Genomic DNA, 25226 nt, shown 5'->3' with positions numbered 1-25226 from the left:
TGAGTGATGACAGAACTGGTCGCCACCACGCCGGGACTGTATCCACTGCCCGATTGGGCGAAAGACGAACTCTCCGATCTGAAGGGCCACCAGAAGGGCGACCTCATCGACGGCGAGGAGGGCGCGGAGGTCGTCGAGGCCTACGGGCGCGCTCGGGGTGACGTCGTCGACGCGCAGGTCGACGCGGGCCTCGATCGGATCGTCGAGGGACAGCTGCGCTGGGACGACATGCTCGCACACCCGCTGACGGTCCACGACAACGTCGAGACGGGGGGCATCGTCCGCTACTACGACAACAACAACTTCTATCGGGACCCGCAGGTGCGGGGCGAACTCACCGCATCTGGCGACGTGGCCGCCGAACTCGACGCCGTCGACGCCGACGGCGAGGCCCTGCAGGCCGTCCTCCCGGGGCCGTACTCGCTCGCCGATCTGGCGACCGACGAGCACTACGGCGACGAGGCCGACTTCCTCGACGCCGTGGCCGACTTCCTCGCGGGGGAAGTCGAGGGGTTCCCGACCCACGAGACCCTGTTCCTGCTGGAACCGTCGCTGGTCGAGGCACCGCCGGGTGACGACGTCGACGAACACGCGAGCGAGGCCATCGACCGCGTCGCCGCCGCGAGCGAGGCCGACGTGGTCGTCCACACCTACTGGGGCGCGGTGCCCGAGAAGACGTACGCACACCTGATGGACGCCGACGTCGACGCCATCGGCTTCGACTTCGTGACCGACGCCGACGCCTCTCTCTACAACATCAACGAGTACGGCACCAAAGATCAGGTGGCGATGGGACTGGTCGACGGCCAGAACACGCTGGTGGAGTCGGCCGAGACGATCCGCGACCGCGTCGAGTGGGTCGAGGAGCGGACCCACACCGACTTCGAGCGGGCCTACCTCACGTCGAACACCGAACTGTTCTACCTGCCGGTGAACAAGTTCGAGGACAAACTCGAAGCGTTGGGCGACGCCGCCGCGCTCGCGGAGGTGGACGCATGAGCGAGAACAACCGCGAGCAGTTCCGCCCCGACGACCACCCGAACGACCACTTCCTGCTCACTTCCATCGTCGGCTCCTACCCGAAGCCCAAGTGGCTCAACCGAGTCTCGGACCTCGCGGACGATCCGGACTCGAAGTTCACCGAGGAGCACCTTCACGAGGCCCACGACGACGCCTGTCGGGTCATCGTCGACGAACACGAACGGGCGGGGCTGGACACCGTCTCCGACGGCGAGATGCGCCGCAACGAGATGGTTGAATTCTTCGCCGACCGCATCGAGGGCTACGAGTTCAACGGACCCGTGAAGGTCTGGGGTCACAACTACTTCGACAAGCCGTCGGTGGTCGAAGACGTCGAGTACGCGGAGTCGTGGCTGGTCGACGAGTTCGAGTTCACGCGGTCGGCCGCGAGCAAGCCGGTCAAGGTACCGATCACGGGCCCCTACACGCTCGCGGCCTGGTCGTTCAACGAGGCCTACGAGACCGACACCGACCTCGCCTACGCCCTCGCCGACCTCGTCAACGAGGAGATCGAGGCGCTTGTCGACGCCGGGGCACGCTACATCCAGATCGACGAACCCGCGCTCGCGACGACGCCCGACGACCACGCCATCGTGGGGGAGTGTCTCGAACGCATCGTCGCCGGCGTGCCGGACGAGGTTCGCATCGGTCTCCACGTCTGTTACGGCGACTACTCCCGCATCTACCCCGAACTGCTGGAGTATCCCATCGACGAGTTCGACGTGGAACTCTGCAACGGGGACTACGAACAGATCGGCGTGTTCACCGACCCCGAGTTCACGACCGACCTCGCACTCGGCGTCGTCGACGTCCACACTACCGACGTCGAGACCGTCGAGGAGATCAAGGCGAACATCCGTGAGGGCTTCAAGGTCGTCCCGCCGGAGAACCTGACGGTCAGCCCCGACTGCGGCGTGAAACTGCTGCCCCGAGAGGTCGCCCGCCGGAAGATCGAGAACATGGTCACCGCGACCCGAGAGATCGAGGCGGAACTCGACGCCGGCGAGATCGACCTCGGCCCCGAAGTCAGCGCCGACTGACCGACGGAATCGCTCCTTTTAGGACCGCTCGCGTGGCGTGTTACGGGTCGCCAGCATGACCGCGACGGCCCCCCAGACGACGAACTCCGCGTAGAAGGACCGCGTCCCGAGGTAGTAGAGGAAGAACTCGATCGGCGGGAGGTCGACGGCGGGGACGTGTTCAAGGGCCGGCCACGCCAGAAAGAGGAGGTCCGCTGGACGACCGTTGAGGAGCATGTGGACGGCGTCGAGGAGGAGGTGTGACGCTATCCCAAGCCAGAGCGGCGTCCACGCGCGCCGGACGAACACCACGACGAAACCGGCGACGAGGACGACCAGGGAGTGACCGGCCGACTGGTAGAGGTCGACGAGACCCAGCATCGCGGCGGGTTTGTCGATCAGGTCGGGGAGTGCCGCTCCCGCGACGACCAGCGGTAGCGAGAGGTCCCACCGCTCACCGAGGACGTACGCCGCGGCGAGGTGGGTGGGAAAGAGCATCGGCTGGAGCGTGTGTATCGGCGTCCGGCGTATAGTCCCGTCGCCCCACCCGGGGTCGGAACCGGTGGCTACGCCACGGCACGCGGTCGCCATCCGGCGTACCGGAACCCCTCGCGGGCGCCGACCGCGAGGAGGACCCCGCCGACGAGCGCCAACAGCCCCGCCTCGACCGCCCCGGGGACGGCGTCGACGACGCCCAATCCCGCGGCGACGCCGCCGACGAAGCCGACCTGAAGGAGACAGACGGCGCCAAGCGCGTGCCGGCGGGTGGCGGCGTACAGCGAGCCGACGGCCGCCGTCTCGGCGGCGGCGTGGGCCGCGAGGACGGCCGCGCCCGCCAGACCGAGCGTCGCGTCGGCGGCGTACACCGTCGCGAGAACGACCCCTTCGAGTCCTCGGTGGATCGTCACGGCACCCAGCGCGGCGTCCGCACAGGCGCCACAGTCCGTGAGGGCGCGGCCGCGGGCGAGGGCGACCACACCCACGCCGCCGCCGACGCCGAGTCCCGCGCCGATCGGGGCGCCGTCGAGAGCGATGGCGACCGAGAGACCGCCGAGCGCGAGAAACAGGACCGGGACGATCCCGCGTAGCGGGAGGCCGTGGCGACCCGCGACGGCGAGGACGAGACCGCCACCCAGGAGGCTGGCACCGACCGAGGCGGCGACGACGTGCGGGAAGCCGACGCCCGCCACCGCGGTCTCCGCGCCGTGTGCGGCGGCGGGCGTCGAGAGGACGGCAGCCCCGACGGCGACGGCCGACCCGCGGCGAACGGGGGTCATTTCCACGGGTTCGGTACGAGGTCCGCCTGGACCGTCGCTCCCACTTCGACGCGACAGTCGGACCGCGGTTCGGCCACACAGAGCAGGACGTACCCCTCGTTCCGGTGGGACGGTTTCAGGCCGCGTGGCCGTTCGACGTGGACGAGGTCACCCTCGATCAGGCGCCCGGTGCAGGTGCCACAGGCTCCGTACAGACAGCCGAAGGGGACGCCGAGTCCCTCGCGCTCGGTGGCGTCGATGACCGATTCCCCGTTTGCCACCTCGATGGTCGCCTCGCGGCCGTCGCGCCACACCAGGGTGACCTCGTGACCCATCTACTGCCAGACGTCGCTGGTGCAGTCGCCGCCGGGCCAGCGGATCTCGTGTGCGCGGGCCGGACCGCCGGGAGCATCGCCGAAGTCGACGACGAAGTCCTCGTCAAGTTCCATCCGGCCCTCCTCGGGGTAGACGTCGGCTTTCATCATCAGCGACCCCTCCTCGCCGATGTCCGGGTAGAACTGGTTGTCCCACGAGGAGAACAGGGAGGTGGTCCAGTAGAGCCGACGGCCGTCACGCGAGAGCTGGAGCATCTGGGGCGCGCCGCGAACCTCGTGGCCGGCGACCTCCTGCCGGTCGCCGAAGTTGCCCCCGACCCAGCACTGATCAACCAGCCGCGGGTTCCCTGTGTCGCTGACGTCGTACATCCGCACGTCGCCGTGGAGCCAGTTCGAGAAGAACAGGTACTGATCGTCGAGCGACAGGAGGGTGTCCGTCACCAGTCCCGGGACGGGCATGTCCCAGTCGGGGTGCTCGCGGTCCTCGACGTCGATGACCGTCTCCCACTCCCAGTGACCCCCGTCCCCCTCCCAGAACCGGATGATGTTCGACGAGAGCGCGGCGCCGACGTAGCCCTCGGTCTCCTCGGGGTTGTGGGGCATCCTGATCTCCAGTGGAATGAGGCCCTCCTCGCCGAAGGTGAGCGTCTGTTGGTGTTCCTTCGTCTCCCAGTCCCAGACGTGGATGCTGTCGCCGTACTTGCCGGCCTCCACGTCGTCGAGGTCGAAGCCCGGGTAGTACGTCTCGGGTGCCGCCCACTCCGTCGAGAGCATCACGCCGTGGCGGGGCTGGTACCAGTAGTCGTAGTTCATCTCCATGTCGCCGCGGTCGACCTCCCAGTGGCCGTCGATGGAGAAGTCGTCCTGATCGAGCTGGAGGAAGCCACCGGGGAGTTCGCCGTCGGCGTTCCCGAGCATGCTGATGACGATCTTTCCCCCGGGTACGCAGTGGACAGTGTGTGGTGCCGAGAGGTCGTGTTCGAACACCTCCTCGGGTTCGATGACTTTCTCGATCGACGCGTCTCGTGGATCGGAGGCGTCGATGACGTGGATGCGCGAGGATCGTTGGCCGGGCACGATCAGGTGATCGCGCATCAGCCCCTCTGCGTGACACGACGACGAACAGGAGTTCCAGCCGAAGTGGTGGAGTTCGTCGCCCTTGTTCGGCATCTCGATCGTATCGATCAGTTCGGCGTACGTCTCGGATTCCGGGTCGACGTCGACGACGCCGACGAAATCCGGTTCGTCGACGTCCATCCCCACTCGAAGTCCCATTACGAAGGCAGTCTTCTCGCGTTCGGACTCGGTTCGCATCGCCGCGGGTGTCGGGTAGCCGGGGCCCTCCACCTCATGGTGTTCGTGGCCGTGGTGCTCGCTCGTCTTGCTGGGTTCGTCGGTGCTCATACTACTCGTGTCGTATGTCGCATCCATCACAAATAATAGTTGAGTTGGCGCACGCCAACCCCGACGACGAACCGCCGCCCCCCCATTCCCCCACGCGAACGCTTTTGAGGGTGGGGCGGACGGTGACGGTGTGGTCTCCGACAGCCGCTCGGTACGTGACTGCCGGGCCGATCCGACGGGACAACGGGTTGGATCGGCTCGAGTTCTCCGTGGCCGCGGGCCGGGAGAGGGTCGCTGATGCGGGAGTTCGCGTTCCGGCTCCGGTACGAACCCGGAGTCGATCCCCTCATGGACGTCTGTATCGACACGCCGGGGCTCGTCGGAGAGTCGCTGACCGCCTGTGTGTCCGACGATCAGTTTTGGCGCGTCGAGTGGTTCTCCGGCCCGTCGGCGGCGCTCACAACGGTCGAACGCCTCCACGCCGAGGCGGGGAGCCGAACGGAGTCGATCACCGAGACGGCCTGCGAGGCGAGTCGATATTACGACGTGGTGGGCCGGAACGACGACGAACTCGTCGTCTACACGTTCCTGACGGACGTGGGTGGCGGTGAGTCGGTACAGACGCTCGCGAGTCGATATCTCCCGGCCGGATCGCTCTTTCGGACCCGGCGGTTGGACGACCGCCACGAGTGGCGCATCCTACTCCGATCCGACGAAAAGGTGGGACTACTCTACGACGCGCTCGGTGCGACCCTCAGGTCCGGGATCGCGTTTCGGATGGAACATCTTCGGGACGTCGAGGGGTGGCACCAGAACCCGTTCGAGTCGGTCTCGCTTTCCCCCGAGCACCGAGCGGCGATGCAGGCCGCCGTCGACCACGGCTACTACCGCACGCCGCGTGCCATCACGCTCGACGAACTGGCGTCGAAACTCGACCTCCCACGATCGACACTCTCGTATCGACTCCGGCAGGCGGAGCGAACGCTCGTAACGGGGTATCTCGGCGGGTCGGGCAGCGAGTAGGGCGATGCTTCCGGCGTTCTAAGGCCGTTTGAACCGGGTCAACAGACTCAATACAAAGCCGTTTCGGGCCATTCGTCCCCCGTATGGAACGACGTAGGCTGCTCTCGGGACTCGCGTCGCTGGTCGCAGGGGGAGCGGCGGTGGTCGGGACGGGCGCCTTCACCAGTGCGCGAGCCGACCGCGACATCAGCGTCGCCGTCGCCGACGATGCCGGGGCGATGCTGGGAATCGAACCCGCGTCCGGGCCGAACGGCGCGTACACTCGGACCCAGGGTGGCGAACTCGGGATCGACATCGGCAAGCTCAACACCGACGCCGACACCTGGATGGACGACGTGTTCCGGGTGACCAACGCCGGGACACAGCCGGTCTGGCTGTGGGCCAGGCTCACCGCCGGCGGCTTCAAGACCGAATACTACCTGTACGATTCCGCGGACCGGACGCCGCTCACCCTGCCGAAGTCGGCCGAATCGCTCTCCGGTCGGCAGGTCGAGGCCCAGTATCTCGGCGTCGGAGACAGCGTCGGCGTCGGCGTCTACTTCGACACGACCGATCAGGGCGGAACGAAAAACAACGTGGTCGCGCTCCACGCCCGAGCCGACCGGAACGACGTCCCCAACAACATCGGCGCCGAAGCCGCGCCGGGGAGTGCCAGCTCCGGATGAGTCCGGAACGGTCCCGTCGAGACGACGGGCGACCTACTCGTACAACCAGGTCTCGTCGACCCGATCGTAGTCGACGAGTTCGTCCTCGTCGAAAAAGAGTGCGATCTCGCGTTCGTTTGCGCCCTCGTCCTCGTGGTCGGAGCCGTGGATGACGTTCCGACCGAGGTCAAGGCCGAAGTCGCCGCGGATCGTACCCGGGGCCGATTCGGCAGGATCGGTCTCGCCCATCATGCGCCGGACCTGCCGCGTGGCGTCCTGGCCCTCCCAGACCATCGCCATGACGGGGCCCGAGGTGATGAAGTCGACGAGGCCGTCGAAGAAGGGTTTACCCTCGTGTTCGCCGTAGTGTTCGTGGGCGAGTTCGTCGGAGATCTGCATGAACTTCGCGCCGACGAGCGTGAGCCCGCGGTCCTCGAAGCGGGAGACGATCTCGCCGATCAGGCCGCGCTGGACGCCGTCGGGTTTGACCATCACGAAGGTTCGCTCGGCGTCGCTCATTCCTCACCCTGTCCGCCGGCGGCCTGTCCGTCGGCCGTCCACTCCAGATCCCGGGCCTCGCGACCGAGGAAGTAGTTCTTCTCGGCTTTGGAGTCCACGAAGTGCAGGACGGTACCGTCCGTCCTGACGTACATGGTCCCCGTACCGGGTTCGATCTCCTCACCCGTGTAATCGCAGGTTCGTGTGTCGACCATTACTGTCCTCCGATGGAGTCGGCGTCGCGCTGTGTCTCGCGCAACTGGAGCACGTCGCCCTCGCGGACGGGCCCCAGGACGTTGCGCGTGATGATTCGACCCTGATTCGAGCCCTCCTGAATTCGACATTTGACCTGCATGGCTTCACCGTGCATGCCGGTTTTGCCGACGATCTCGATTACCTCGGCGGGCATCGAGTCGCTGGCACTCTCTTCGGCGCTCATGATCGCTTACCGGAGGTCCTCGACCTTCGTGCTGATGTCTTCGACCTGTTCTTCGGCGTCGCCGGCGTCGACGATGGCGGCCGCGGCACTCCCGACTTCGAGCCCCGCCGCGTGGCCCACGTCGTCCTGTGTCTCGACGAAGACGTAGGGGATCCCCTTCTCGTCGGCGAGTTCCGGCAGGTGCATGACGATCTCTTCGGGCTGGACGTCCTCCGCGATGACGACGAGATCGGCGTTGCCGCGCTCGACCGCCTTCGTCGTCTCGTTCGTTCCTTTCTTGACACTACCCGTGTCTCGCGATACTTCGAGCGCCTCGATGGCGCTCTCGGCGAGGTCCGCCGGGACATCGAAATTGACGTAAACTGACATGATTTGTACCTCCCACCCGTCGGCTCGCACACCTCACCAGAGTGAGTCCCTGATGGCGAGGCGCATCATCAACCGCGGGCAGGCTGTACAGTCGGTTAGCAGGGGACCCCATAAAAGCGCTTTCAAAGCCGAGAGGGAGTGAGAGGACGGCACACGGCCGATCCGGACACCCTATTCCTGTCGAACGGTGTCGTGGAGTTCCAGCGACGGCAGGTCCGCCTCGATCTCGTCGCGCCGCCCCTCCAGCCACTCGGGCAACACGAGCCGTTCCCCGAGGTGCGCCAACTCCTCGTCGACGGTGTATCCCGGCTCCTCGGTCGCGTACTCGAAGAGGACGCCGCCGCTGGTCCGGGCGTACACCGACTCGAACCACTTGCGGTCGATGATGTCCGTCGGTCGCAGGCCGTGATCGATCAGGACCTGTCGCCACTCGGCGTGGGTCTCCCGGGTCACCTGGAAGGCGACGTGGTGGACCGTTCCCGCGCCGGGGCGTCCCTGCGGCGCGTCCGGATCCTCGGAGAGGTCGACGACGTATCCCAAGTCGCCGTCCGCCTCGTAGCGTCGACGGCGCCCCTCGGTTCCGGTCGTCTCGAATCCCATCGCCTCGAGGAGCGTCGCCGTCCGGTCGGCGTCGGAAAGCGAGAGGGTGACGCCGAAAAAGCCTCGGATGGCGTGTTCGGCGGGCACCGGTCTCTCGGGGGGATCACCCGCGGGGGCGTCGGTCCGCGCGACCAGTTCCAGCGGCAGGCCGTCCGGATCGCTGAATCGAACGACCGTATCGCCGAACCGCTCGGTCGTCTCGGCGTCGACGTCCGCGGACGCCAGTCGATCGATCCAGAAGTCGACCGATCCGTCGGGGATCAGGAAGGCGACGGCGCTGGCCTGTCCCTGTCCGACCTGCCCGGGGGCCGCGTCCGGGTACGGGAAGACGGTCATACTGGTTCCCGGTGATCCGGTGCGGTCGCCGTAGAACAGGTGATACACCGAGACGTCGTCCTGGTTGACGCTTCGCTTGACGAGGCGAAGCCCGAGCGTCTCCGTGTAGAACGCCGCGTTGCGCGCGGGATCGGCCCCGACGGCGGTGACGTGGTGGATTCCAGGTATGTCGGTCGGCATGCTCCCGACTACGTCGCGGGGAAAGTTAACGACCCCGTAACACTAGTGTCACCACCCGTTACCGACGTCGCCGCGACCGGAGGGCAAGGCCCTTGGTCGCCGCCGGGATAGGGCGGATATGGACCTCGCCGGCGTCGCCGCCGCGCTCCGGGCCGAAGCCGACCGCGCGAACGAGCGTCGCCTGCTGACCCTCGCTGGCGACCGAGCGCGGGGACTCGACGCGGCTTCCCGGGCCGTCGATGCGGTCGGCGAGGACCCCGACGTGACCGCCGTCACGACCCGCGAAATCGGCTGGGCCGAGCGGATCGACCCGCAACACGCGAGCCGACTCCTGGGCACCACGCGGGACGTCGTCGTCCTCGACACCCACGAGGAGTTCTCGCCGAACGCCCTCGGCCGCGTCGTCGGCGCCGTCGACGGCGGGGGCTTGCTCGTCCTCGTGACGCCGCCGCTCGACGACTGGCCCGACGAGCGAACCGACGCCGACGAGCGACTCGCCGTGCCGCCCTTCACCGTCGCGGCCGTAACCGGGAACTTCCGACGACGACTCGTCGGGACGCTCCGCGAACACCCGGGGGTCGCCGTCGTCGACGTGGACGCCGGAACGGTCGAAAACGAGGGCCTGACCGGCGCGGGGGCGGCGCGGCCGCGCGGCGACGTGCCCGTTCCGGACGTCGCCACCTACCCCACCGAAGCCTACGAGGCGTGTCTCACGGCCGATCAGGCCGACGCCCTGTTCGCGCTCGAACGCCTCCGCGGAACGGACGTCGCCGTCGTCGTCGAGGCCGACCGGGGACGGGGCAAGTCGGCGGCCGCCGGCCTCGCCGCCGGGAGCCTCGCCGCCGACGGCCGGGACGTGATCGTCACTGCCCCCTCTTACCGCAACGCTGCGGAGGTGTTCGACCGGGCGCGGGCATTGCTCGCCGGCCTCGACGCCCTCGCGGACGACGACGACGAGACTCACGTCCTGTCGGCGACGGGCGGGGGGAGCGTCCGCTTTTTCGACCCCGCGTCGGCGGCCGATCTGCCGGGATCTCCCGACGCGGTGATCGTCGACGAGGCGGCCGCCCTGCCCGTCCGGCGTCTCGATTCCTTCCTCGATGCGCCCGCGACGGCCTTCGTTACCACGGTCCACGGCTACGAGGGGACCGGTCGCGGCTTCGACGTACGCTTCCGCGAGCGCCTCGCCGAGAGCGACCGCGAGGTGACCGACGTCCGCCTCCACGACCCCATCCGCTATGCGGCCGGCGATCCCGTCGAAGTGTGGGCGTTCCGCGCGCTCCTGTTGGACGCCCGCCCCGCCGTGGAGCAGGTCCTCGCGGGGGCGACACCCGCGGACGCCACCTACCGGGCGCTCGACCCCGGAACTCTGCTGGCCGACGAACACCTGCTCCGGGAGGCGTTCGGCCTCCTCGTTCTCGCTCACTACCGGACGGAACCGGACGACCTGCTCCGGCTGCTCGATGCGCCCAACCTCACGGCCCGGGCGCTCCGTGTCGACGGCCACGTCGCCGCCGTCGCCCTCCTCGCACGCGAGGGTGGGCTCCCCGAATCGCTCCGGGAGGAGATGTACGAGGGAAAGCGCGTCCGGGGGAACATGCTCCCGGACGTGCTGACGAGTCAGTTGCGCGACTTCGGGGCGGGCGCGCCAGTCGGCTACCGGGTGCTGCGCATCGCCACCCATCCCGCGCTCCGCTCGGAGGGGTTCGGATCGCGGCTGCTGGCGGCCTGTCACGATGAGTTCGACGACGCCGTCGACTGGTTCGGCGTCGGCTACGGCGCGACACCGCGGCTCGTCCGGTTCTGGGCGCGGAACGGCTACCGGACGGTCCACTGCTCGACGACCCGGAACGACGCCAGCGGCGAGTACTCGGCGGTGATGCTCCGACCGACGAGTCCGGCCGGGGAGGCGCTCCACGACCGACACGCACGGCGGTTCCGTCGACGGATGCGCGACGGACTCTCCGATGCCCTGCGCGACCTCGACCCCGACGTCGCGCGAGCGATGCTGCGGGCCACCGATCTACCGGCGACACCGAGCCTCACCGACCACGAGTGGCGCGTGGTCGCCGCCGCGGCCTTCGGGCCGGGACTCTACGACGCCGCCCCCGGCGCGTTCAGGGATCTGGCGCTCGCTCATCTGACGGACCCGATGGCCGACCTATCGCCCCGCGCCGAGCGGTTACTGGTCCGCAAATCCCTCCAGGCGTGGCCGTGGAAGCGGGTAGCCGCCGACCTCGATTACGTCTCCACGCGCCAGTGTATGCGCACACTCGGGAGGGCCTACCGGCCACTAGTCGAACGGTACGGGAACGAGGCGGCGGCCGAGGAACGGGCCCGATACAAGTGATCAGCAGTCGAGGAACGTCGCCAGCATCATCTCGTCGACGTACTCGCCGTCGATGTGGTAGTGGTCCTCACGGATCGCCTCGGTTTCCCAGCCGTGGGCTTCGAGGAAGTCGACGGCGGCCTCGTTGGTCGCGGGGACGCTGTTGTACAGTTTCTCGAAACCGTGCTCGCACGCCCAGCGGACGCCCCGGTCGAGGAGCGCGGTCCCGATACCGTGGTCCCGGTAGGTCGGCAGGAGTCCGACGGTCAGCACCGCGGTGTGGGCCAGTTTCTCCATCTCGGGGAGGTCGAGGTGGACCCAGCCGACCACCTCGTCGTCGACGCAGGCGACGAACACCATCCGCGAACGCACCTCGTTGTGTCGGAGGATCACCTCCTCGTGATCCAGCAGGTCCGCCACCGTCTCCGCCTCGATGTAGGTGCCCTCCTCGGCCACCTCCCGGATGACGCCGATCAACCCGGAAAGGTCGCGTTGCTGGGCTGCCCGGATGGTGAACGTGACGTCGGCGGCGGCGTGTTCCTCCACGTCCTCCTCCTGGTAGGCCACCCGGAGCCTGTTGCCGTCGCGCCGGACGTACCCGTCGCGACGCAGAATGGTGACGTGGTGGCCGAACGCCTCGGGGTCGAGGTTCAGCGCCCGACGCACCTGGTCCGCCCGAACGTCCCCGTGAGCCTCCACGTAGTCGTAAATATCCCGCCGGTCCTCGTGATCGAAATTCAGCTGCTCGGTCAGCTCCATGCTCACGTGTAACACAGTAACACACTTAATCGTTCGTGATGGATACGGGACGGCGGGGAGCAGCGCGGCTCAGCGGCGGTTCTCGCGGCTCGGATCCACGTCGATGGCGTCGACCGGACAGACGTCGACACAGAGCATACAGTCGATGCACTGGTCCTCGTAGGTCGGGTGTGCCTTGATTTCGCTCTCGGGATGACCCGGCGTGTCCACCCACTCGAAGACGTCGACCGGACAGTCCTCGAGACAGGCACCGTCGGCGAGGCAGATGTCGAAGTCGACGGCCACGTGCGTGCCGTGGATGCCGAGCGTCTCCGGCGGTTCGACCGGTCCCCAGACGGCGACGCCGTCCTCCTCGTCCACCCGCTCGCGGTTCCGTTCGAAGTTCGGGTCGATGGCCATACCGGGGTTCAGCGCCCGGCACGGATAAACCTACGACCGAACGCTATCGTAGCGTTCGGAACTGTTTGCACACCTGATCGCCGGACTGCGCGCGATCAGGTGTTTGATGACTCACAAAGGCTACTATAGTCGACGCTCGCGCCCGCTTCGACGTCGTCGTCGGGGACGACGCCCTCGGCGGTCCACCCGCGGGCGTCGTAGTAGGCGTCGAGCGCCGATTCGAAGTCCGGCAGGTCGTACGGCAGGTCGTCGTCCGACCGGTCGAACCCGCGCCGGTTGTTGAAGTGGCGTTCGAGTTCGACGACACGGGCCCCCACCGCGAGCAGGTCGTCGAAGTCGGCGTCGAAGAGTCGCTCGAAGCGTTCCGAGGTCATCATCCCACGCGAGAACCGGCAGACGACACCACAGTCCTCCAGTGCGCGCTTGTTCTCAAGTTCGACGAGTTTCTCGGCTTTGGCCGTCGAGAGTCCTGCCGGTTCGAACGCCTCCGAGGCGTCGACGAGGGGGTACTCGTAGGCGTAAAACGTCGCGTACATGTGGTCGGCGCCGCGGTTGGCGGTGGCGAAGGCGAGTCCCTGTCCGTTGAGCGTCCGCCCGTCGTGCGCCGAGAAGGTCATGCCCTTGACCGTCCAGTCCTCGACGCCGAGGTCCTCGTGGAACCTGTGGATCCCCTCCGCCAGGCGGTCGCCGTCGCCCTCGCGGTGGGCGATCTTCTCGACGGTCTCGTGGATCAACTCGTCGTCGCCGAAGGCATCCTCGGCCTTCAGATAGGCCGCCACCGCGTTGCCACAGGAGATGGTGTCCATCCCCAGTCGGTCACAGAGGTCGTTCGACTGCATGATCGAGACGATGTCGTCGACCTCACAGTTGCCGCCGAAAGACATGATCGTCTCGAACTCCGGGCCCTCCGTCTCGACGCCCGCCGCCTCGTCCTTCGTCGGCAACTTGCAGGCAAACGCACACTGCGAGCAGGTCCCCTTCTTGTACTTTTTTTCCTCCACTCGATCGCCGTTGATCTTCTCGAACTCCTCGTAGCGCACGTCCTCGAAGTAGCGGGTGGGGAAGGATCCGATCTCGTTGGCGAGGTCGGTGACGCTGCTGGTCCCCTGCCGTTTCATGATGTGGTCGCTCGTGGCCGCCTCGCGGTGGATCTCATCCGCTTCGGCGTCGATCTCCACGTTCGGGGTGGCGTCGCCGTCGAAGGTGATCGCTTTCACTCCCTTCGATCCCAGCACTGCGCCGAGGCCGCCGCGGCCGAAGGCCCGGGTCTCGCTTGTCATGATGCAGGCAAACCGGACCTCGTTTTCGCCCGCCGGACCGATGCAGGCCACGTGTTCCGCCCCGAGGTCGTGTTCCGCCTCGACGTAGTCGGTGACCGCAGGCACTTCCGCGCCCCACAGGTCGGGGACCTCCTCGAACGTCACGCCGCCCTCGCGGACGTGGACGATCAGGGGAACGTCGCTCGCCCCGACGAGTTCGACGACGGCGTTGCCCGTCCCCAGCAGGTTCCGCGAGACGAAGCCGCCGGCATTGGTCGAGAGCAGGCCGTCGGTCAGCGGCGAGACGGCCGTCGCCGAGGTGCGGCCGGTAAAGCTCATCGACGAGGCCTGCATGGGCCCGGTCGTGAAATAGAGGCGGTTCTCGGGGGCCAGTGGATCGGCGTCGAACGGGATCCGGTCGTGAGCGAGGCGGGTCGCGACCCCGCGGCCGCCGATGTACGCCTCGAGGACGTCGTCGACGTCTGCGGTGTCGGCCCGTCGCGATCCCACGTCGATCGTGAGGAGCGGTCCCTCGGTGGTGAGCATGGCCGATGTCGGGCACTCCGGCTTATTAAACGGTACCCCCGATTCCCGACGGCCGACGGATCAGTCGAAGACCGCCGTGATCGCCGCGTCCAGTGCGTCCACGGCTTCGTCGATCTCGTCGTCGGTCACGGGGAGGGGTGGCGCGACGACGACCTGTGTTCGCGGGCGGCCACCACCGACGAGGACGCCCCGCGTCTCGGCGTCGTCGATCACGTCGTCGACGGGGTTGTCCCCCGACTCGATCCACGGGTGGTGGTACGGCTCCCCCGTCTCGGGGTCGGTGAACTCGACGGCCCACAGCAAGCCGCGACCGCGCACGTCGCCGACCGCGTCGTAGGCTTCGAGGTCGCGCAGGCGGGCTTCGAGGTGATCGCTCCGCGACCTGGCGTTCTCGATCAGGCCGTCCGCGTAGACGTCCATGGCTGCGATGCCCGCAGCACACGCAAGTGGATGGCCGGCGAACGTCTGACCCACCTCGATGCCGAACTCGTGGAGGTGAGCGGCGACCGCAGGGCTCGCCACCACGCCCGCAAGTGGAACGTACGCGCTCGTGACGCCCTTGGCGAACGTGAGCAGGTCCGGCACCACGCCCTCGGTGTCGATGCCGAACCACTCGCCACACCGACCAAAGCCCGTGATGACCTCGTCGGCGATCAGGAGGACGTCGTACTCGTCACAGATGCCACGGACGCGCTGCCAGTAGTCGGCCGGGGCGGGGTAGGCACCGCTCGACCCGCCGATCGGCTCCATCAGAACCGCCGCGACCGAGTCGGGGCCCTCCTGACGGATCACGTACTCCAGGTGGTCGGCGGCCTGTTTCGCGAGACCGGCGGGTGTGTCGGCGTCGAACGGCGAACGGTTGGACAGTGGGGGGAGGAACTTCGCCGCGCCGCCCGTCTCCGCCCGCCGACCCATCGCGTTGCGCGTCACGGGGTCGCCCGTCAGCGACGCCGCGCCGTACGTGGCGCCGTGGTACGACCGATAGCGCGTGAGGACTTTCCGAGCGTCCGTGTACTCCCGAGCGAACTGGACGGCAGCCTCGTTGGCCTCGCTGCCGGAGACGGCGAAAAACACGTCCCCGAGATCACCGGGCGCGACCTCGGCGATCCGGCCGGCGAGCGCCGACCGCGCGTCGTTGCCTTTCGAGGAGGCGACGTAGGGAATCGCCGACGCCTGCTCCGTGATCGCGTCGGCGATTCGCTCCTCGCCGTGGCCGGCATTGACACAGTAGAGCTGCGAGACGAAATCGAGGTACGCGTTTCCCTCGTTGTCGTAGACGGTGAGGCCGTCCCCTTCGACGAGCGTCAACACGTCGTCGCCACCGTACCAGTGGGGGATGGCGTCTGAACGGGTCTCGACGGTCGGTCGTGGCATACGTTCTCGTCGGCCACGGCGGGAATAAACGTTCGGGCGTTACTCGTGGGCGAAGTACGCGACCGTCTCGCCGTTCGCCTCGCCGTCGATCCGAGCGAATCCGACCCGCTCGAACTGCACCACTGCGTCGGCGTCGACGCCCGCGACGCCGGGTTCCGCGACGCCGATCACGTCACCGTCCATCGTCCGCAGGCGCAGGTCGACGCCGCCCTCGGCGGACACCCAGTGGACGACCGGTACGCCCTCCTCGCGGACGGCGGCGATGTCGTCGCCGACGTATTCGAAGGCTCCGTCGACGTGTCGCACACAGCCGAGACCCTTCAACCAAACGCGCTCGCCGTCGCCGGGCACGTCCGCGGGTTCGACGAGGACGGCGTCGCCGGCGGGCACGTCCCGTCGGCCCCGCTCCTCGTGTTCGGGGTGGACCGGCGGGTGGCCGGCATCGGGCGCACCGTGGAGCGCCTTCCGGACGCCGTTGCGGACGAAGAAGTACCGATTCGCGTCGTCGTCGATCAGGTCGCGGTCGTTCGCGTAGACGGCGCTCATCGACAGTTCGACGTTGCTGGTCGAGGTGCCGAGTTGGATCATCGCGTCGACGATTGCCTCGCCGCGGATGCCGCGCCGTTCGAGGCTGGCGAGGGTCGGCGCCCGCGGGTCGTCCCAGCCGTCGAGAACGCCTTCGTCGATCAGTTCCTTGATCGTCGACGTGGAGAGGGTCACGTCGTACTCGTCGACCTGGACGTGGCCCCAGTGGATCACCTCGGGATACTCCCAGTCGAAGTAGTCGTAGACGAACCGCTGGCGCTTCGCGGAGTCCTGCAGGTCGATACCGCGGATGATGTGCGTGACGCCGGTCAGGTGGTCGTCGACGCCCGACTGGAAATCGAGCATGGGCCAGCAGCGGTAGTCGGCTGCCTCCGGGCGTGGGTGGGGGCGGTCGATCATGCGGAAGGCCACCCAGTCCCGGAGCGCGGGGTTTTTGTGCGTGATGTCCGTCCGGACCCGGAGGACCATCTCGCCGGCCGAGTAGTCGCCGTCGACCATCGCCTCGAACTCCTCGCGGGTTCGCTCGGCGTCCTTGTCTCGGTGCGGACAGGCTTCGCCCGCGTTCTTCAGGTCGGAGAAGTCGGCCTGCGGACAGGAGCAGGTGTATGCACCGCCCAGGTCGATCAACTTGCGGGCGTGTTCGTAGTAGGTTTCGAGGCGGTCGCTCGCGCGGAGCACGTCGTCGGGTTCGAACCCGAGATAGTCGATGGACTCGAGGATGGCGTCGTAGGCGTCGAGATCCGGTCGCTTCGTCTCGGGGTCTGTGTCGTCGAACCGACAGAGGAAGCGGCCGTCGTAGCGGTCCTTGTACGTCCCGATGACGGCGGGCATCCGGGCGTGCCCGAGATGCCAGGGCCCGTTGGGGTTCGGGGCCGCGCGCATCACGACGCCCTCGTCGCCGACGTTCGGCAGGTCGGGAAGCGGATGGTCCTCGCCCTCGTCCTCGGCTTCGAGTTCGGCCAACTCCTCGGGTGCGAGGTCCTCGAGTTCGGCCCGCTTCTCCGCGGCCGAGAGGTCGTTCACCTCGGCGACGACGCCGCCGACGACACCCGGAATCTCGTCGGCGTACTCGCGAAAGTCGGGGTTCTCGCCCATCAGCGGGCCCATGACCGCGCCCACGTCCGCGTCGCTGTCGTATTTCACCGCGTTGAGGAGTGCGTGCGTCCGCGCCGCTCGTTCGACGCGGTCGCGCAGTTCGGAGTCCATTACCCCTCGGTACCGGCCGACGGGTAAAAACTGACGTGGATCGGGGGCCGCGGGCAGGGGTGCGTCTCAGGTTCTCAGTTGATATACACGACCGTTTCGCCGCCACAGGACACACGAGGACGTTCCACAAGCGGTTTGTCGGTCGACCGGGACGGGGGCGGTATGAGACGCGCACGCATCGCGGTCGATGGCGACGTGTACGCCGGCCAGTATCGTGACGGCGTCGTCGAGACGGACGCGGAGACGTACGTCGTCGGCGAGGACGGCCACCTCGCGCCGCCCTGTGACCCCTCGGCGCTGTACTGCGTCGGGCGGAACTTCGCCGAGACGCTCGACCAGATGGAGTACGACGTGCCCGATCAGCCAGCCTTCTTCATCAAGCCGCCCGCATCGGTCATCGCCCACGAGGAGCCGATTCCCTACCCCACCTTCTCCGAGGAAGTGACCTACGCCGGGGAACTCGCCGCCGTGATCGACGAGCGGAGTCACCGCCTCGACCCCGAGGAGGTGCCCGAGGTGCTTCGGGGCTACACGATCATGAACGACGTGGACGCCCTCGATCAGCCGGGACGAACGGCCAGAAAAGCGTTCGACGGCTCCGGGCCGCTCGGACCGTGGCTGGAAACCGACCTCGATCCACGCGGGATCGACATGTACACCGACGTGAGCGGTGAGCGACGGCAGGAGGCCAACACCGAACTCATGCTGTTCGACCCCTACGAGGTCGTCGCCTTCCTCTCCGAGCGGTTCACCCTCCGCCCCGGAGACGTGATCGCCTTCGGCAGTCCGGCCAATCCGGGCACGATCGAACCCGGCGACACCGTCGAGATCACCTACGAGGGCGTCGGGACCCTCCGGAACGAGGTAGCACCACCCGAGAACTATAGTAGCGATTGAAACTGGTTGCTCAGCCGATCGGACGCAGTACTGCGATCGGCTGTGTAATGACTTTCAATCGCCACTATAGACCACCTGATTTTCCAGGTCGTCGGTCCCCTCGTCCATCCGTCGCAGGTTCTCGGCGAGGATGTCCGCGAGGCGGTCGTAGTACTGCGGGGTGTTGCCGGCGTTGTGCGGGGTGAGTTGGACGTTCTCGAACGACCAGAGGGGATGGTCCGCGGGCAGCGGTTCGGGATCGGTCACGTCCAGGGTCGCCCCGCGGAGGTCCGTGTTGCGGAGCGCCGTCACTAGGGCGTCCGTGTCGACGATAGGGCCGCGAGCGACGTTCACAAGCAGGGCGTCCGCGGGCATCGACGCCAGCGCCTCGGCGTCGATCAGGCTGCGAGTGGTGTCGGTGAGCGGACAGGCGAGGATCACGTAGTCTGCGCCGGCCAGCGCGTCGTGAACGTCGTCGAACCCGATCACCTCGTCTGTCGGCCCGCCTTTCTCGGGCGTGTACCGGACGCCGACGGTCTCGACGCCGAAGGGGTGGAGCCGCTCGACGAGCGCGGAGCCGATGGCGCCCAGTCCGACGACTGCGGCGGTACTTCCGTGGAGTTCCCCGACGGGATACGCCTCCCAGTGGGCGCGACGCTGTTGATCCCGGGCGCGCCTGAACCGCCGCTCGTGGGCGACCAGCGCGCCGATCACGTACTCCGAGATGTTGGGACCGTGGACGCCGGCGGCGTTGGTGACGGCCACGCCCGCATCGGCGAACGCGTCGACATCGAGGTGACCCGTGCCGGCGAAGGCACAGGCAAAGAGGTCGAGGGACTCGGCTCCGTCGAGCAACTCGGTGTCGAAGTGGATGCCGGTCGCCACCCGCGCCCGCCGGAGCAGGTCGCGCTCCTCGTCGGGCGTGGTCGCGACGGCCACGTCGTGGTCGGGGAGCCGCTCGCGCAGTTTCGTTCCGTACGACTCCGGATCCATGCCGTGTACCTTCTGTCGCAACACGACGACGTCGGGATCGGTCATGGCAGGGGTTGCACCCGCCTCCGTAATAGACCCTCCGGGGATCGAGGCGGCGAACCCTTCGCCGCGTTCCGGGTCATTAATACAGTCGCCCGTCGGAGGGACGGTATGGAACACGTCGACGTAGCAGTCGTCGGCGGCGGTCCCGCAGGCTCCGCGGCGGCACACGCGGCGGCCGAGGCCGGTGCCTCCGCGCGCGTCTTCGAGAAGGGGGTCCCCCGCGACGACCGAGCGGGGCTCGGGCCGGACTCGACGGACGCCGCCGGCATCCTCGATTACTGGGTCGACATCATGGGAATCCACCCGGACGAGTTCCCGGACGACGTCCTGCTGTCGGAACTCGACCGAGCCTCGTTCGTCGGCCCCACGGAGTCCTGTGTCCTGCACAGTACCGGCATCGACTCCTCGTACGACGGCTTCGGATACACCTTCCACCGCGCCCGATTCGACGACTGGCTCCGGAAACGCGCCGAGGATGCGGGTGCCGACTACCGCGTCGGCGTCTCCGTCAAGGACGTCGAGACGGACCTGGGCGACGACCCGCGTCACACCGTCCGACTGGCCGACGGCGAGTCCGTGACGGCCGATTTCGTGATCCTCGCGGATGGCCCCCAGCGTACAGTCACCAACCGCGTGCTGGATCGCTACCTCCCGTACCCCGTCACCGACCGTCTCGGGACGACGACCGCCAACCATATCGCGTACCAGGAACACCGGAAACTGCCGCCGGCGGTCGCGGAGGACCTCCGGGGCGCCATCACGTTCTGGTGGGGCTACATCCCCGGTCACACGGCGTACCCGTGGATCTTCCCCAACGACGACGGCGTGGCTCGGGTCGGCCTCACGATGCCAATCGGCCTCGACCTGGGCGATATCGCCAAGCCGGCGTCCTACGCCCTGATCCGCCCGGACGACGAGTCGGTCCCCGGCGGGAGCGAGTACCTCCGTCGGCTCCTCGAACACGAGTACGGCGACGAGTACGACGTTCCCGGGGACTTTCCGCTGGTCGAGGACCGGGGGAAATCGGGCGGCACCGAGACGTACCCCATCTCCTCGACCCGCCCGATCGATTCGCCGGTCGAGGCCGGAATCGCCGTCGCCGGCGGGGCGATGGGCACCACCTCCGCGTTCCACGAGGGTGGGGATCACGTCGCCGTCCGCACCGGCGCCATCGCTGGCGAACTGGCAGGAACGGGCGATCTCTCCCCGTACAACGCCGCCTGGAAGGACGCCATCGAGGACGAGATCCTCCGGAACGTGACGATGGCCGACATGGTCGCGGACTACGGCCCCGACGATTGGGATCGGGTGTTCCGTACTGCTCGGAAGATGCTCGCCGAGGAGGCGGGCTATCGGCTGTTCGACCGGAAGTTCGCGGCCGGATGGAACGCCATCAAACTCCTCGTGGGCTACCGGTGGCGCAAGCGCCGCCTCCGTGGAGGCGGCTACCTCAATATTCCCGACGACGACTACGTCTACTGACTGCCGGTCCACAAGAGGTTAGCGACTGGGGAACGTACTCGTTCGTGCGTGCCTTCAGTCCCCGCCCGAGCACGCCCACCAGGGCGCGATGACCGCGCGGCGAACCCGGGCACGCGACAGTAGACACGTGGCGCCGTCCCACGCAGTCGACGGCCGCCCGGCACGAGGGTTAGCCGGCCGACACGGCACGCCGCCAGGGATGAGGCCGGACGTTAGTGTTCCGGGCGCACACTACGACCTTTTGCAGCGCTCGCTGCGCTCGCTTGCAAAAGCTCGGACAAAAGCACTCCTCGCTCCAGCGCGCCTTCGGCGCTTAGTCGCTCGTCGGCCTCGCGCTCACGTCCGTTCGCGCGAGTGAATCGGCGACCGAGCGGTCCGTCAGGACCCGGGAGGTCGCCGAACGCTTACTCACTCTACATCCATCGGGCCTACTAGTAGATGGTCGCTCGGTAGTGTTCCGGGCGTACGTTTTAATTCAGCGAGAGGTCTGCTGGCGTGCCGCGATTCCACCAGGGCGAGGCCGGCGGCGCCTGAACGTCCGTCGACGTGTCCTGCGGGATGTTCGTCGGCGAGAGCGGGGGCGCACGTTCGGGGAGGCACGACTCGACCGGGGCCCGGTGTGTGAGGCCCGCCCGATCGGAGGTACGACGCGCCGAAAACGAGTCGCACTTTCAGTTCGGTGTGTCCTCGGCGGAAGGCGAGTCGCCGGGCGACGCTCCCCGCTCGTCGCTCAGGTGCTGCTCTATCCGCTCCATTGCTCGTCGGGTGGCGTGGAGTTCCTCGACCAGTTCGTCCATCCGGTCGGTCGTCGAAGCGGCGGTCGACTCCGTCGTCCCGTCGCTCGCCGAAGTCGAACGTCGGGTCTCGGTGGTCAGGCCGGTGATCGTCTCTCGAACGCTGCGGGCGTCTTTGACCTTCTGGAAACTGATCTCGGCACCGGAACTACCGGCGGTACTGATGTCGATACTGCCGAAACCGAACTGTTTTCCCCAGAAGGACTGGCTATACTCGGTGTTCTGAATCTTGTCGAGCGCGACGCTCTCGATGTTCGTTCCCAGGACACCTTTCTTGACGTACAGCGACTCGTCGGTGACCACGTAGTCGGTGTTCCGCAGCGAAATCCACGAGAACGGGAGCATGAGCAGGATGAGAAAGCCGATGAGGACGACGGTGAGCAGCACTCCCCAGACGGCGGTCCCGACGATGCTGACCGGAACAGGGCTGCCCATCCACTGGATCTCCTCTCCGTCGTCGAGTGAGAGCCACTCGGGAACCGCGTGGTCGGGCGGCGTCGATGCAGGAACGTCGGCGTCGGTAGTTGCTTCCGGCATGGTCTATTGCAGGTGGCGTTCGACGGTCTCCGTAGTTTCACGCAGCTTCGTCGCCTCGTCGACGAGAGCGTCGATCGTTTCGGGGTCGACGCTACCGTGACCCGTCCCGGATTCGTCGTGAGTTCGGTCGCTGGCCTGTGCGATCCTCGTCCGGAGTTCGGTACGGAGTTCGTCGGGATCGTCCAGATCTTCGATCGACATCTCGACTCCACCCCCGCCGGCCGTGCTGAGGAGGATCGTTCCGTAGTCGAAAACGTTGCCGAAGAAATCCTTCTTCAACTGCGTGTTCTGGATTTTGTCGATGCCGATTCGGGTGACGTTCTCCGACCAGACGCCGGTCTTCTTGTAGACGTTCTCGTCGGTAAGGAGGTAGTCGGTGTTTGTCGTTCGCAAGTACGCCCAGACGGGGGTGACAGCCTGGAGGAGCGTCCACAGGACGGCGACACCCCACACTGCCCGATTCGGGATGGGGAGTTCGACGTTCAGCACAGTCGTGAGGGCGAACGCCGCCGCGAACGCCGCCAGCGACCAGATAGCGAACGTCGCGACGTTCGAGATGATTCGTCGCAATCGCGGGGCCCCCGTCCAGACGACTTCCTCTCCGGCATCGAGCGAGAGCCAGTCGGGTGATGGTACCATGCGCCACGGTTAATATCGGTAAAGTTATAAATTTTGGTAATCATGACGCCGTCCGCGTGCGGCGGGCCGTTCTCGTGACGATGCCACCCGGATATCCGACCGTTCTGACCGCGGCGTCGATCCGGAGGGCAAGCCATAAATTTAGGCCTGCCTAATCCACCTCCGATGGATCTGACGAGGCGGGACGCGCTGGCGGCGCTGGCGGCGACGGGTGGCGCGGTCGCCGTCGGACACACGCTCCGCGACGGGGAGTCCGCGGGAGGGTCCGCAGACGCCGACGTCCCCGAGGACACGCTCGCGACGCTCGTGGCCGTCGCCGACGTCGTCTATCCCGACGCCGCGACGGGCATCGAGGAGTTCGTCGGGACGTACGTGGCGGGTCGGATGGCCGACGACCCCGACCACCGAGCGGGCGTGGTGGATGCCGCGGCGGCCCTCGACGCCACGGCCCGCGACTGGTTCGACGCCCCCCTGACCGACCTCGATGCCGCCACCCGCGACCGGTTGCTCCGCGACCTCGGCGTCGACGTGGCCGATCCGGACCCCGACGACACTCTCTCGACCCGCGTCCGGTTGTACGTCGTCAACGAACTGCTCTACGCCTTCTACGCCTCGCCGACCGGTGGTCGCCTCGTGGGCATCGAGAACCCGATCGGCTACCCCGGGGGGACCGAGAGCTACCGGCGCGCTTCGATGGAGGACGATGGCTGAACCGACGACCGACCGGACCCCCTCGTCGCCGGTCGACGTCTGCGTCGTCGGCGCGGGCCCCGCCGGCGCCATCGTCGCCGCTCGGCTCGCCGAGTCGGGTCACGACATCGTCGTCCTCGACGCGGGACCGCGGTTCGACCCCGCCGACCGCGAGGAGCAACTCGACGCCCACCTGCGTCCCGGTATCGAGGGACTCTGGGGGATGGGCGGCGAGCGCGACGCCTACGCGACGAGCGGGCCGCGCGACTACCCCCTGAACGCCGCCCGGGTGAAGGGCGTCGGCGGATCGACGCTCCACTGGCAGGGGATGGTGATGCGCCTCCACGAGCGCGACTTCGAGATGCGATCCCGTCACGGCGTCGGGAGCGACTGGCCCATCGGATACGACGACCTCCGGCCGTACTACGCCGAGGCGGAGCGGGAACTGGGCGTCGCCGGCGCCGCCGACAACCCCTTCGCGCCGCCCCGCGAGGAGCCCCATCCCCTCCCGGCCTTCCCGCCCTCCCACAGCGACGCCATCTTCGCCGAGGCCTGCGAGTCGCTGGGGCTCCCGACCCATTCGGTGCCGAACGCGCGCAACTCCGAACCGTACGACGACGCGACCGCCTGCGTCGGCTACGGGACCTGCAAGCCCGTCTGTCCCTCGGGTGCCAAGTACACCGCCGAGCGCCACGTCGCGCGCGCCGAGGCCGCCGGCGCCCGGGTGATCGACCGCGCACCGGTCCAGCGACTCGCCCACACCGACGACCGGATCGAGGCCGCCGTCTACGCCACCCCCGACGGCCGGGAACACCGACAGGCCGCCCGCGCCGTCGTCCTCGCCTGCGGCGGCGTCGAGAACGTCCGCCTCCTCCTCCTCTCGGCCTCCGACGCCTACCCGGACGGCCTCGCCAACTCCTCCGGCCTCGTCGGGCGGTACTTCATGGACCACTGCTTTGCGGGCGCCGGCGGTCGGATCGACCGTCCGACCCGGCAGAACCACGTCGGATTCAACACCACCGAGAGCCACGCGCTCTACGACGACACCGACCCGCTGCCGGGGGTCAAACTCGAGTTCCTCAACTACGCCGGCCCGTCGCCGGTGATCGAGGCCCTCCACGCGGACACCTGGGGGGACGACCTGCTGGACTCGCTGCGGGACTCCTACGGCACCCACCTCGCGGTCGGCGGCCTGGTCGAGCAGTTTCCCGACGCCGACAACCGCATCACGCTCGATCGCTCGACGACCGACGACCACGGCAACCCCGTCCCCGAGGTGCGGTGGTCGGTCGGGGATCGCACGCGCGCCGCCATCGAGCGGGTCAACGAGGTGCAGGTGGCGATTCTGGAGGAACTCGACGCCACCGTCGACTGGGTGGTCGGCCCGGACGCCACCGGCCCCGCCTACCACCACATGGGGACGACACGGATGGGGACCGACCCGAGCGAGAGCGTCGTCGCCCCCGACTGCCGTGCCCACGACCTCCGGAACCTGTGGATCGCCGGCAGCAGCGTCTTCCCGACCGGCGGCGCGATGAATCCCACCCTCACCATCGCGGCGCTGTCCTGCCGGCTCGCCGACCGCCTCGCCGACTGGCTGTGAGCGCGGAAAGTTTCAATATCTCTGAATGAGTTCGGCTAGGCGGTATGTACATAGATACCGCACGACAGGGCCTGGAACCGAGCGGTTCG

26 protein-coding genes are annotated in these 25226 nt (G+C 67.8%); 9 read left to right on the top strand and 17 right to left on the bottom strand.

Annotation, left to right across the window (positions count from 1 at the left end):
* Positions 1–6: 6 nt before the first annotated feature.
* Both NBT82_RS03110 and NBT82_RS03105 read left to right on the top strand, forming a co-directional pair.
* Positions 7–999, top strand: coding sequence for a methionine synthase (locus tag NBT82_RS03110; protein WP_251330130.1), 993 nt, complete (start codon positions 7–9; stop codon positions 997–999).
* The gene (locus NBT82_RS03105; RefSeq protein WP_251330129.1) at positions 996–2060 is read left to right on the top strand and encodes a methionine synthase; all 1065 of its coding nucleotides are present in this window, start codon (positions 996–998) and stop codon (positions 2058–2060) included. The genes NBT82_RS03110 and NBT82_RS03105 overlap by 4 nt, the downstream gene beginning before the upstream one ends.
* Positions 2061–2078: 18 nt before the next feature.
* Here the strand turns inward: NBT82_RS03105 and NBT82_RS03100 are convergent, their stop codons facing one another.
* From NBT82_RS03100 to NBT82_RS03085, 4 genes are read right to left on the bottom strand one after another with little or no spacing between them, the layout of a single operon-like run.
* Positions 2079–2630 carry a metal-dependent hydrolase gene (locus tag NBT82_RS03100; protein WP_251330128.1) on the bottom strand — a complete coding sequence of 184 codons (552 nt, stop codon included), beginning with the start codon at positions 2628–2630 and terminating at the stop codon, positions 2079–2081.
* Positions 2606–3316, bottom strand: a complete 711-nt coding sequence (locus tag NBT82_RS03095; protein ID WP_251330127.1) for a hypothetical protein — start codon at positions 3314–3316, stop codon at positions 2606–2608. The genes NBT82_RS03100 and NBT82_RS03095 overlap by 25 nt, the downstream gene beginning before the upstream one ends.
* Positions 3313–3630 (bottom strand): 2Fe-2S iron-sulfur cluster-binding protein, encoded by a 318-nt coding sequence (locus NBT82_RS03090; protein WP_251330126.1) that lies wholly within the window; start codon positions 3628–3630, stop codon positions 3313–3315. Before NBT82_RS03090 ends, NBT82_RS03095 begins: the two co-directional genes overlap by 4 nt.
* Positions 3631–5034 carry a selenium-binding protein SBP56-related protein gene (locus NBT82_RS03085; protein ID WP_251330125.1) on the bottom strand — a complete coding sequence of 468 codons (1404 nt, stop codon included), beginning with the start codon at positions 5032–5034 and terminating at the stop codon, positions 3631–3633. It lies immediately after the preceding gene.
* A gap of 237 nt (positions 5035–5271) precedes the next feature.
* On the opposite strand from NBT82_RS03085, the gene NBT82_RS03080 reads away from it, so the two are divergent.
* Together NBT82_RS03080 and NBT82_RS03075 are read left to right on the top strand one after the other, a co-directional pair.
* Positions 5272–5997 (top strand): helix-turn-helix domain-containing protein, encoded by a 726-nt coding sequence (locus tag NBT82_RS03080; protein ID WP_251330124.1) that lies wholly within the window; start codon positions 5272–5274, stop codon positions 5995–5997.
* A gap of 83 nt (positions 5998–6080) precedes the next feature.
* A complete protein-coding gene (locus NBT82_RS03075) occupies positions 6081–6662 on the top strand; it encodes a hypothetical protein (RefSeq protein WP_251330123.1) in 582 nt (193 codons plus the stop codon).
* Positions 6663–6695: 33 nt separating this feature from the next.
* On the opposite strand, the gene ndk is transcribed toward NBT82_RS03075, so the two are convergent.
* The 5 genes from ndk to NBT82_RS03050 form a co-directional block, all read right to left on the bottom strand.
* Positions 6696–7160: a nucleoside-diphosphate kinase gene (gene ndk, locus NBT82_RS03070; protein ID WP_251330122.1), complete on the bottom strand. Its 465-nt coding sequence runs from the start codon at positions 7158–7160 to the stop codon at positions 6696–6698.
* Positions 7157–7354 (bottom strand): 50S ribosomal protein L24e, encoded by a 198-nt coding sequence (locus NBT82_RS03065; RefSeq protein ID WP_251330121.1) that lies wholly within the window; start codon positions 7352–7354, stop codon positions 7157–7159. Before NBT82_RS03065 ends, ndk begins: the two co-directional genes overlap by 4 nt.
* The gene (locus NBT82_RS03060) at positions 7354–7578 is read right to left on the bottom strand and encodes a 30S ribosomal protein S28e (RefSeq protein ID WP_049936843.1); all 225 of its coding nucleotides are present in this window, start codon (positions 7576–7578) and stop codon (positions 7354–7356) included. Before NBT82_RS03060 ends, NBT82_RS03065 begins: the two co-directional genes overlap by 1 nt.
* Before the next feature lie 6 nt (positions 7579–7584).
* Positions 7585–7947 (bottom strand): 50S ribosomal protein L7Ae, encoded by a 363-nt coding sequence (rpl7ae, locus tag NBT82_RS03055; protein ID WP_251330120.1) that lies wholly within the window; start codon positions 7945–7947, stop codon positions 7585–7587.
* A gap of 171 nt (positions 7948–8118) precedes the next feature.
* Positions 8119–9063, bottom strand: a complete 945-nt coding sequence (locus tag NBT82_RS03050) for a ring-cleaving dioxygenase (protein ID WP_251330119.1) — start codon at positions 9061–9063, stop codon at positions 8119–8121.
* 118 nt (positions 9064–9181) lie between these two features.
* Here NBT82_RS03050 and tmcA point away from each other — a divergent pair, with 118 nt between their 5' ends.
* Positions 9182–11413, top strand: a complete 2232-nt coding sequence (tmcA, locus tag NBT82_RS03045) for a tRNA(Met) cytidine acetyltransferase TmcA (protein WP_251330118.1) — start codon at positions 9182–9184, stop codon at positions 11411–11413.
* Here tmcA and NBT82_RS03040 read toward each other — a convergent pair whose 3' ends face one another.
* The 5 genes from NBT82_RS03040 to NBT82_RS03020 form a co-directional block, all read right to left on the bottom strand.
* Positions 11414–12151 (bottom strand): GNAT family N-acetyltransferase, encoded by a 738-nt coding sequence (locus tag NBT82_RS03040; RefSeq protein ID WP_251330117.1) that lies wholly within the window; start codon positions 12149–12151, stop codon positions 11414–11416.
* A gap of 69 nt (positions 12152–12220) precedes the next feature.
* Positions 12221–12550 carry a 4Fe-4S dicluster domain-containing protein gene (locus NBT82_RS03035; protein ID WP_251330116.1) on the bottom strand — a complete coding sequence of 110 codons (330 nt, stop codon included), beginning with the start codon at positions 12548–12550 and terminating at the stop codon, positions 12221–12223.
* 95 nt (positions 12551–12645) lie between these two features.
* Positions 12646–14355, bottom strand: coding sequence for an aldehyde ferredoxin oxidoreductase family protein (locus NBT82_RS03030; RefSeq protein WP_251330115.1), 1710 nt, complete (start codon positions 14353–14355; stop codon positions 12646–12648).
* A gap of 60 nt (positions 14356–14415) precedes the next feature.
* Entirely contained in the window at positions 14416–15729 is a 1314-nt protein-coding gene (locus NBT82_RS03025; protein WP_251330114.1) for an aminotransferase family protein, read from the bottom strand.
* A gap of 39 nt (positions 15730–15768) precedes the next feature.
* Positions 15769–17481, bottom strand: coding sequence for a glutamate--tRNA ligase (locus tag NBT82_RS03020; protein ID WP_251330113.1), 1713 nt, complete (start codon positions 17479–17481; stop codon positions 15769–15771).
* A gap of 162 nt (positions 17482–17643) precedes the next feature.
* Between NBT82_RS03020 and NBT82_RS03015 the strand changes: the two genes are divergently transcribed.
* Positions 17644–18378 carry a fumarylacetoacetate hydrolase family protein gene (locus tag NBT82_RS03015; protein ID WP_251330112.1) on the top strand — a complete coding sequence of 245 codons (735 nt, stop codon included), beginning with the start codon at positions 17644–17646 and terminating at the stop codon, positions 18376–18378.
* A 54-nt stretch (positions 18379–18432) separates the two neighbouring features.
* Here the strand turns inward: NBT82_RS03015 and NBT82_RS03010 are convergent, their stop codons facing one another.
* Positions 18433–19395, bottom strand: a complete 963-nt coding sequence (locus tag NBT82_RS03010) for a D-2-hydroxyacid dehydrogenase (protein ID WP_251330111.1) — start codon at positions 19393–19395, stop codon at positions 18433–18435.
* A 105-nt stretch (positions 19396–19500) separates the two neighbouring features.
* Between NBT82_RS03010 and NBT82_RS03005 the strand changes: the two genes are divergently transcribed.
* Positions 19501–20874, top strand: a complete 1374-nt coding sequence (locus tag NBT82_RS03005; protein ID WP_251330110.1) for an NAD(P)/FAD-dependent oxidoreductase — start codon at positions 19501–19503, stop codon at positions 20872–20874.
* Between the two features lie 671 nt (positions 20875–21545).
* Here NBT82_RS03005 and NBT82_RS03000 read toward each other — a convergent pair.
* Positions 21546–22205, bottom strand: coding sequence for a PH domain-containing protein (locus tag NBT82_RS03000; RefSeq protein WP_251330109.1), 660 nt, complete (start codon positions 22203–22205; stop codon positions 21546–21548).
* A gap of 3 nt (positions 22206–22208) precedes the next feature.
* Entirely contained in the window at positions 22209–22844 is a 636-nt protein-coding gene (locus NBT82_RS02995; RefSeq protein ID WP_251330108.1) for a PH domain-containing protein, read from the bottom strand.
* 165 nt (positions 22845–23009) lie between these two features.
* Between NBT82_RS02995 and NBT82_RS02990 the strand changes: the two genes are divergently transcribed.
* On the top strand, positions 23010–23555 hold the full coding sequence (locus tag NBT82_RS02990; protein ID WP_251330107.1) for a gluconate 2-dehydrogenase subunit 3 family protein: 546 nt from the start codon (positions 23010–23012) through the stop codon (positions 23553–23555).
* Positions 23548–25137: a GMC family oxidoreductase gene (locus NBT82_RS02985; protein ID WP_251330106.1), complete on the top strand. Its 1590-nt coding sequence runs from the start codon at positions 23548–23550 to the stop codon at positions 25135–25137. The genes NBT82_RS02990 and NBT82_RS02985 overlap by 8 nt, the downstream gene beginning before the upstream one ends.
* The last annotated feature ends 89 nt before the right edge of the window (positions 25138–25226 follow it).

The sequence above is a fragment of the Haloplanus sp. HW8-1 genome (genome assembly GCF_023703795.1).
GTDB lineage: Archaea > Halobacteriota > Halobacteria > Halobacteriales > Haloferacaceae > Haloplanus > Haloplanus pelagicus.
This window is presented reverse-complemented; position numbering and strand designations above follow the sequence as displayed.